Origin of the sequence: Agarivorans sp. 2_MG-2023 (genome assembly GCF_030548085.1) — a bacterium.
GTDB lineage: Bacteria > Pseudomonadota > Gammaproteobacteria > Enterobacterales > Celerinatantimonadaceae > Agarivorans.
Map to the genome: position 1 here is coordinate 35,734 of NZ_JAUORQ010000020.1, position 10,262 is coordinate 45,995.

Annotated in this window: 2 protein-coding genes; both read left to right on the forward strand. The window is 46.3% G+C overall.

Going from position 1 to position 10,262, the window contains the following annotated elements; genetic code table 11:
• Positions 1 to 98: 98 nt before the first annotated feature.
• Complete coding sequence (locus Q4549_RS20730) at positions 99 to 9,713, forward strand: glycohydrolase toxin TNT-related protein (RefSeq protein WP_303554287.1); 9,615 nt, start codon at positions 99 to 101, stop codon at positions 9,711 to 9,713.
• A gap of 10 nt (positions 9,714 to 9,723) precedes the next feature.
• Positions 9,724 to 9,984 carry a hypothetical protein gene (locus tag Q4549_RS20735; RefSeq protein ID WP_303554285.1) on the forward strand — a complete coding sequence of 87 codons (261 nt, stop codon included), beginning with the start codon at positions 9,724 to 9,726 and terminating at the stop codon, positions 9,982 to 9,984.
• Positions 9,985 to 10,262: the final 278 nt, after the last annotated feature.

Consider the following 10,262-nt stretch of genomic DNA (forward strand, 5'->3'; position numbering starts at 1 on the left):
ACAAATAAAAATCTCGCTTGATAACTCTTTTAGAAACAGTTTTTGTCACTCGCAACCGGCGTAGCGATTGACGACAGGATATTGACAGGGATTTCAGCATGACAGCATTGATGTTTGGTCGCGATTTAGGTTTGGCCGACTCTTCTTTAAATCACTTATCTGGCCACTTTAGCTCGGGTAACGCATCACTCAGACAAGGTGGTATAGGTAACTATGTCAATGCCAGTACCGGTAACTTAGTACTTACCGACCATGATGAGATTTTGGTTGGCCGTGGCTTAGATATCATTGCAGAAAGAACCTACAACAGCCAAGGTGCATGGAATGATTCAGACGCCAACGGGTGGCGCTTTGGTTTCGAACGCCAACTTAGTTCGATTTCCAGCAGTAGCATCACCTTACGCCGAGGTGATTCAAGCACTGTAACCTACTCCCTTAGCGGCAGTGTGTTTAAGAATACCAACGGTGAAGATGAAGTAGGTCAAATCACTAAGTCGGGCAGTAACTATGTTTATACCAACCTAAAAACGGGCGCTAAAGATACTTACAATAGCGTCGGTTATTTGATCTCCTCTGCTGATGCTGATGGTAACGCAAGAACTTATACCTATAGCGGTACCAAGCTAACGAGTATTAAGTTTGGCAATGGCGAACGTATGGCGTTTGAATACAACGGCCCATCGGGCAAAATGTCTCGCTTAACTACCTATGCTAACGGTAGCTGGACAAGCCAAGTCGATTACAGCTACGACAGTGCACAGCGCTTAACCAAAGTAAAAACCGCACTAACCGGTGACAGTTTCACCACCAACTATCTTTATGATGGTTCAAGCACTCGCATTAGAGAAGTAAACCAAAGTGATGGCAGCAAGGTCAGCTTTACTTACACGGGCAGCAAAATTGCCACTGTCACCGATGGTACTGGCCACAAATTAACTTATAGCTATGGTAGTGGTTACACCAACATCAAAGATGGCTTTAATCGCACTTGGACCTACTACTTTGACACTGCCAACGATAATCGCCTAACTCGCACTCTCACCCCTAGCACCAGTAGTTTGAATACCTCTGCTCGTCGCTTAGATACACGCTTCTACTACGACAGCAAAGACCACCTCACTCGGGTACATAATGCCAGTACTGGCTATGACGTTGCCAAATATACCTACGACAGCGCAGGTAACCGTGCCAGCGCTATTGATGGCGAAGGCAATAAAACGGAATGGCGCTATAGTGGCAAGCTGCTGCTGAGTGAAACCGTGTATCTCAACAAAACCACTACACCAAGCACCACACGCTATGTTTATGATAGTGAAAAGCATCTTAGCTTTGTGGTAGATGCTGAAGGGCGCGTGACCTCGCACCATTACAATGCAGTAGGTACAAAACACGCCACCATTCAATATCAACAAGCCAAATATGATGTGGCTGCTTTATCTGTTACAAGCCAACTTAGCTATAGCCAATTAGAGAGCTGGCGAGGCGCCCAAAATAAAACACTAACCAGTAGAACCGATTATTACTACGATGGGCGCGATCAACTTACAGAGACCCGCTCTTACGCCACTACCACAACCAGTGGTGCAGGTACCTTCAACAGCGCAGCCATTCGCACCAAATTTGTATACGACCAACACGGCCAACTACTGCAATCTATCGCGGTTCGAAATGGCGTAAACACAATATCTAGCTATGCCTACGATGGAGAGGGTCGCGTCACTAAAGTGACCAATGGCAATAATTACTCAAGTTCAACGGTTTATAGCGGTAACACCGTTAAGGTCACTAACGCCGAGGGCAAAATCACTACCTCGGTATTTGATGCCGCAGGTAAGCTAAGCAGTATTGATACTTCATACGGTAGTACTCACCGTATAGCGCGCACTTACTACAATGCTAACGGCCAAGTGGCCATGACACAATCACCCACTGGCCAACGCACCTTCTATTTTTATGATGAGTCAGGGCGACAAAACGCCATAGTCGGCCATGATGGCTTAGTGACAGAAACGCTTTATAACACCGCAGGGCAAGTTGCTAGCACTAAAGCGTACTGGAACCACACTAGCACAGCCAGCTGGTTTAACGGTACCACCGTTACTAAAACTCACATCAGCCAATTTAAGCCAGCTGCAAATAGTGCTAAAGATAGAGTAAACGTATTTACCTACGACAAGGCAGGCAACCAACTAACTAGCGCAGATGGTGAAGGCAAAGTAAGTACCTCTTACTACAACAGTGCCGGTCAGGTAATAAAAACCACCATGGGCTCACGCACCCAGCGCTTCTTTTACGATTTAACTGGCAAGCAAATCGCCCACTTAGATGCTGCCGGCTATTTAAGCGAGCGCAAGTACAATGCCCAAGGTTTGTTAGTTGAAAACATTGCATACAAAAATGCCACCAATAGCAGTTACCGAGCCTCTGGCTCACTTAGCCAGCTAAGACCAAGCGCTCACCAAGACGACCGCCACAGCTTTAACTATTACGACGGCACGCAACGTTTAAGAGCGACTGTAAATGCGGAAGGCGAACTAAATGAGATTGTCTATGATGAGTACTCTAATCGTCAGTTCAATTATCAATATAAGAGTGCGATTAGCGCCAATATTAGCTCAGCCACTTCAATCGCAAGTCTGCAAAGTTACGCTGGTGGTACATCAAATAGAATAAGCACTCGCACAGACTACGGCAAAACCGGTGAGGTAAAAACCACCGTAAGCCCAGTTGGCGTGAGCACCACTTTCAGCTATAACAAAGTGGGTCAACTGCTTAGCCAAAGCAATGGCAGTACCAGTATTGTTAATCTTTACAACAAATTTGGCGAACTCACTAAAACAACTCAAGGTTCACAATCAACCACTTATGTTTACGATAGTGCGGGTAGAAAAACCCAAGCGATTAATGGGCGTAATCATAAAACCTTGTTTTTCTACGATACATTAGGGCGACTAACACACAGCGTCAATCCTCTTGGTGAAGTGTCAGAAACCAGCTATGACAACTTTGGACAAGTTAGCGAGACTAGGCAATTTGCCAAAAGAATTAGCCTTTCCGGCTTGTCAGGTGGTGCAATAAACAGCACATTAACATCTCGCTTAAACGCAGCTCGCGATCATGGTTTAGATGCCCGCACATACAGCATTACCTATGACCGCCGCGGACTAAAAACCCGCGAGTTTAACGCTAAAGGCCTGTTGACTGACTACACATATAATGATTTTGGCGAAATTCAGCGTACCGATATGTGGAAAACAACTGGTGGGCTCCGCAATATTGCTGATTACACCTACACCGCTCGCGGTGAAGTTAACACAGTTGTTAATTACGGTAATACTTCCGCCATTTCAGCAGATGATACTTTAACCAAATATCAATATGACGCCTTTGGCAATCAAGTAGGCGTAACCGTTGGTAAACGCAGCGGTGCCAGTTCCTCAGATAGAACAACAGCAACGCTTTTTGATGAGTTAGGCCGCGCACGCTTCAGCAAAGACGCCTTAGGCTATGTACAAGAATCAGTGTTTAACGCGCTTGGTCAAGTTACTAAAACTATTCAATATGCTAAAAAGTTCACTGGTACGTGGAGCACTGAAAGCGGTGTGGCCAGTTGGTTAGGTGCTAATGCCAAAACCGGCAACCGGATCACCCAATACACCTACGACAACGCAGGTCGCCTAACTTCCACTACCGACGCCCTTGGCAAAAAAGAATCGTACACCTACGATGTAAATGGTAATAAAACCTCGTTTACTAACAAAAATGGCAAAACTTGGAACTACTACTACGACAGTAGCAATCGCTTAACCCGCGAACTAGCTCCTAGTATTTATCACAGCCTTAGCAATTCAACCTTAAAGACGACCCGCCCAGACACCAGGTTTTACTATGACAACAACGGCAATTTAACCAAACGAATTGAAGGTTACGGCACTACCGACCAACGCGCCACCGAGTATCAATACGATGCCGCTAATCGCCAAACAAAAATTCTGCTGCCCGGATACTTTAGTAGTAGCGATGGTAAAGTACATTTCACCAGTGGCTCAGGTAGAGTACGCCTCACCAAAACCATCACCTACAATGCGCTCGGTTTAGCGGTTGCTCAAAAAGATGAGATGGGCGCTAACACCTATAAAGTTTACGACAAGCTAGGTCGAGTCCGTTACGAAGTAGACGAAGACGCGTATGTCACTGAATACAAGTATGGTGAAACTAATGTCGGTTACTCCACGGTTCAAGTCATTCGTTATAACAACAAATTCAACTTATCCGGTATTGGTGACGGTTACACTATTTCAGAGAGTTTGGCCGCAAGCCGTATTAGCACCAATAGCAATGACCGCCGCTTAACCCGCTACTTTGATCGCCAAGGCAGAGTAACCAAAGTGGTGAGTGATGCTATTACCATTTACGACTCAGGTGTCGGCGTTAAAACCGTAGTTCCAGAAACTCAATACACCTATAACGAGTTTGGCCAAGTGACTAGAGAGCGCACCCGTATAGACTACGATGCGTGGGCAGATAAACATTTCTATTACAATAACGATGGTCAAAAACGCGCCGAAACCGACGCCCTAGGTTACCTCACAGAGTACTTTTACAACGAATTTGGCCAAATGCGCCAAAAACATGAATATGCCTATACCGCCACCTCTATCTCTACCTCTGGCTATTCCAGAAGAACGGGTGGAACAGCAAGTATTGGCTACGACAGATATACCAGCTATACCTATGACGCGCTAGGCCGAAAAACCCAAGAGAATCGCTGGGATGCAAACAGTGCGGGTAGTCATAACTTTTATACCAATGGGGATTTAGGTGGCGCCACAGGCACCCTTATTACCAAAACTAGCTACGATGCAGTAGGCAACGTTAAAACAGAAACCAATGCCGCGGGTGGTATCACAATCTACGAATATGATGCTCTCGGGCGTCAAACAGCTAAGCACGGGGAAGCTCACTACGTTGCCTATGGCAATACTGGTTTTAGCTCTCTAACGGGCCGTCATACCACGCGTTTTGTTTATAGCATTCATGGTGATCTAAGCCGTCAGCACGACCAAGACTCTTCAGGTAAAACTGGGCATTTTTATACTCATTACAAGCTAGATGCACTCGGCCGTCAGGTTCAAATAACCAATGGTGACGGTATAAATACCGACATCAAATATGACCAAAAAGGTAATGTAAAATCTGAAGCTGTTCGAATAGATAACAATTACACTTATTGGACAGGCGATACCCAAAACGACTACACCATAACCAAAACTTATAACTATGACAAACGCGGCAACCAAACCTATACCGCAGTAAATGGCCGCGGTGATACCTCTCGCTATAATGCCTTTGGCGAAATTGACGCCTCGGGTAAAAACACCAGTCTCAGCTACTATTACTCCTATAACAAAGCGGGTCAAATGACCGGCAAGCGTGAAAGCAATGGTGATACCAGCACCATGCTATTCGATTTATCGGGCAAAATGACCAAGCACGTCTTAGTCGGCAGTACAGCAACCACGCAAGATGACTACACCACCTACAATATTTACGACAAGCTAGGCCGTTTAACCGAACAACGCTTACCGCGTTTTAGAAATAATAGCCAATCAGCATTTCAAACCCCCATTACCAAACAGCAGTTTGACCGCTGGGGGAATGTGATTAAAAGCACTAACGCTTTGGGTGGTGTCACTTATCAGCGCTACAACTTAAACAACCAAGTAGTGTGGGAGCAATTACCCACTGTTAAAACTATCGTTGGCAATAGCGCCACAGAGGTAAACAAAGCAGCAACGCAAAGTTACCACTACGACAAGCTCGGTAACCAAGTCCGCTTAACCAACGCCCTAGGCAAAGTACGCACTTGGTCCTACGACAGTGCAGGTTTATTATCTTGGGAGCGTAACGAAATTGGTGCCGTCACTTGGTACAAATACGATGCCTACGGCAATAAAACCTATACAAAAAATGCCCTCAATCAATATAGCCGTACCCAATACAACAAACGCGGCCTTGTCACCCGTGAAGGTCTAATTAGTAGCTCGGGGAGTTATTACAGCTACGGCTTAACTCGCACCTATGCTTATGATCAAGCAGGTAGAAGAGTTAAAGACATTACCGGGACCAGCGAAAACAGCAGTAATACTGTTTATACCAAATACGATGCCAGTGGCAATGTAATCGCCACCCGCAACCTAGAGCGCGTAGTCACCAAATACTACTATGACTCGTTAAATAGAAAGTACAAACAAACAAATGCAGATGGCCGCTACCAATACTGGTGGTTTGATACCTATGGCAATGTCACCAAACGCCGCGACTTAGCCGGGCGAACCACGACACTAAGTTTAAACGGCCACAAGCAGGTTTACCGCGAAACTAACGGCAACAACATTAAAGCCTACAGCTACTACGAAAACGGCAAGTTAAAAACCATCTCTCGCACCGGCACCGATGGCTGGGACGACGTTGCCAATTTGCTAGGCAGAGCTAAAACCACCCAATGGAATGCAACATTCACCTCTGTTAGTGGCTTGCTGCAAAATGAGTCGAGTAGTTATACCTACGATAAGATGGGTAACCGCCTCACCGAAAAACACAGTTCTTACCGCAAATATACCCGTAATTACTCTTACTTAGAGAAGCACCAATACGGCGGCAATATGGTAAGCGTGCCTGGTTCAGAAACCCTGATATATAGCTTTACGAGAACCACTACCAATAGCTATAACGCCAAAGGTCAGCTTGTTAAGGTGACCTCACCGCAAGCGACTTACACCCCTAAAATTATGGATGGGTCTAGCGCCAGCTATGGTAGTGCATATGTGCCACCAAGTATCACTAAAACCTCTGGCTTACGCAGTCTATCTTATCAATACGATGCTATGGGAAATCGCCGCAAGGTACGCGCAGAAGTATACAAAACCACTACCAATGCTAGCCTTGAAACAAAAGACTATTACTACACCTATGACGCAGCTAACCGCATTGTTTATGCTAATGCATCAAGTTTAGCAGGTGGCTATAAAGACGGCACACGTCACTTTAGCTACGACAACCTAGACCGCCGAACGCAAGAAATACAACGAGACGGCTCAAAATATAACCACGAGCGCTACGAATACCTCTATAACTCAGCGTTGTTGACCAAAACGCGTATACGTAAAAATACTAGTAGCAGCTACTTGCCTACCAATATCGCACTGTTAAGCTCACGCAGCTATGACAGCTTGGGCCGATTAAGCAACCAATACACTTATGCCACTAAAAAAGGTGAAGGTAATAGCCATTCCACCTTTAATAGTAGTACTCAACAGGGTTCAACCATTGGCCGAACCGCTTACAGCTGGGGAAATGGCTCCCAGCTAAAACGACAAACCAATTATAACCTACGAGATTTGCACGTTAACGAAACCCGTGGTGGCGGTTATGGGAGTAATGAATATGTCGTGAAAGTCTTTAATAAAACAGCCTTAAGGGTCGTTTCGTACGTTGATTACTCGGGCAAATATGACGATGCCGGTAACAACACTGGCTATAGCGTTAAGGTCTATCGCCAGGATGTAAAATTAATGACCACTGGTGGTGATTACTTAAGCCATAGTGAAACCCACAAAAAAACCTATAACTATTTTGAAGGCTACCAGCAAGCCAGCTCGACCATGAGCACCGGTCGTGATCAGTGGACGCCTAACAATGTCACTAATTACTACGACCGTTTTGGTGAGCTCTTGTATGTGCGCGGCTCTAATACCCGCTCCAAAGGTCACGACCGCATGCTGATTAACAACCGTGACGGGCAAGTACTGTTCCGCCGTGACGGCACCAAGATGCAAGATTACTACTACGCCAATGGCAACGTACTCGGCGATACCGGCTCACTGTCTGACAGTAACTTTGAGAGCAACTATGTTGAAGCCTCTAAAATGCAACAGGCGGCACCCGGTACTTACACGGTTAATAATGGCGACACGCTAAAAGGCATTGCTCAAAAACTATGGGGCGATGGCTCACTGTGGTACATGATTGCCGATGCTAACGCTATTGAGCCAACGGCTAGCTTAAAGCAAGGTATGAGCCTGACTATTCCTACGGTGAATAGCAACGTACACAATACCAGCGACACCTTTAAGCCTTATAACCCTAGTGATGTCATAGGCAAAACCGATGCCGAAGCGGTAGCACCTCCACCAAGTGATACCGGCTGTGCGCAAATGATTGTGGCCGTTGTAGCCATTGTAGTCGCGGTAGTTGTGGCTGTTTACACAGCTGGCACGGGAGCTGGCCCTGCACTGAAAATAGCCGCTGCAGGCTTAGGCGCTGCCGCCGGCAATGCAGCCGGCCAAGTGGTTGGCATTGCCCTAGGGATTCAGGACGGCTTCGATATGGGGGCCGTTCTTAAGGCTGGCGCTAGGGGCGCATTGGCAGCTGGAGTCGGAGCCATCGCAGGAACACTTGCAGATAAGGTAGATGCGGTTGGTACTATTGGCAACATCGCCACTAAAGCTGCAGCGCAAACTGCTGGTAACTACTTAACCAACAAAATCCTCGACGACGGCAGCTTTAGCTGGAAAGGCATGGCTGCGGGCGTGGCGGGCTCTATTGCGGGACAGTATGGCGGGCAGCTTCAAGGTAACGAAATGGCTACCGACTTCATATCATCGTTTGCTGGCGGCGCGGCCGATAATGTAGCAAGGCAGTGGATGGGCATAGGCGGTAAACGCGAATGGTCAGCCATAGCTACTGATGCCTTTGGTAACATGATTGGTAATAGTGTGGCGAGAGAATATCAACAAGCAGCGCATAGAGCGGAAGTTGAACAGCGAAGAGAAATTCAATACCTCAATAAATATGTAGATGGAACAGGCCCACAAAATCGGGGGTTATACGCTTCAACAACCGGGGAGTATGGCGAAACCGCGCCAAACTTCATGGAAAAATTTGAACAAGAGATGGCGAGGAATGGACTCTCCACGGCAGGCACAGGGATGCTATCTGACGCTGAGTTTGAGGCTTGGCGAAACGACCCTATGAACTCAGGGGCTTTAGGTGGTGTTTACTTAACACCTCAGGAGTGGATGGTACATGGCGCCTCAGAATTCGCCCTAGCAATAGAGAATGGCTTTAAAGGTGGCGGCTGGGCAGGAGCCGCAGAAGGAGTGCTATTTGGCGGTGCTGGTCTCTTTGTCGACCGATTTGGCGGAAAGTTGGTCCCCGATTCTTTGAAGCAATGGGGTGGTGATTTATTCTCCCGTGCGTATAATAAAGTTTCGGATTCAGTAGATAGTATTACAGCGAAGTTTAGCGTAGTTCCAGACAGTGCTGACAACATTTCCGGGGCGCACTGGAATCAATATTTGTCAGACAAATATGGTGCAGATAATGTTGTATGGGATTGGCCAAAGAATGATGGCTTTGTTTATGGTGCAGATCGTATTGACTCTTTGCAGCCGGGTGAGCTAATTGGACGAGTCGGCAGTGAGCGCGGTACATTTGTGAGTCCTTTGGGGACTAAGCCTGAAAGCTTATCACTACGACCGGGAACAGATACGAGTAACTTAAACGTATACAGGGTTGTAGAAGTCGATAACGCTCGAGTTGGCCCAGCGGCGCCAGCATTTGATATGCCTGGGTATGGTGAACAAATTAAATTACCTGCATCTGTGAAAGATCTTGTTAAGAGTGGTCAATTAGAACGCGTCATAAAGTAGGAGGCTGGCGATGAATAAAGATGAGCTAAGAGATACCTTGAGCAAAGAAAATTTTAAGCCTTCAACTTATTCGCTTGATGAGGAATTGGCTGACGAAGCCTTATGTCTAAGGCTTGAAGAGAACGGCTGGTGTGTTTTTTATAGCGAGCGTGGTCAGCAAGTAGATAAGGAGAACTTTAAGGACGAAAGCTCTGCATGCTTGTTTTTTATTGAGGAAATGAGGGCTGATCCTACTACAAAATCCGATTGGAAGAGTGGATTTAGCATGTGACAAAAAATAAAAATATAAAAAATAAAGAAAAAATAAAGGACACCCAAGTCTTTTTGACAGTTCCCAACAGCACTTCTAGGCTTTAAGTACACCCCAAGCCCTAGAGGTGCTGTTATGACCCGAGCACGTGAACAACAGATCTGTTTAGACAGCACGCCCTACTACCACTGCATTTGCCGCTGTGTGCGCAGAGCGTTTTTGTGTGGCGAGGACCGAGCAAGTGGTAGTAACTTTAACCACCGCAAACAATGGATAGTTGATAAATTCACTCAACTCGC

Bases quoted from the DNA above. Each gene is read 5' to 3' on its own strand.
- Q4549_RS20730 (WP_303554287.1), top strand. From the start codon at position 99: ATGACAGCATTGATGTTTGGTCGCGATTTAGGTTTGGCCGACTCTTCT.
- Q4549_RS20735 (WP_303554285.1), top strand. From the start codon at position 9,724: ATGAATAAAGATGAGCTAAGAGATACCTTGAGCAAAGAAAATTTTAAG.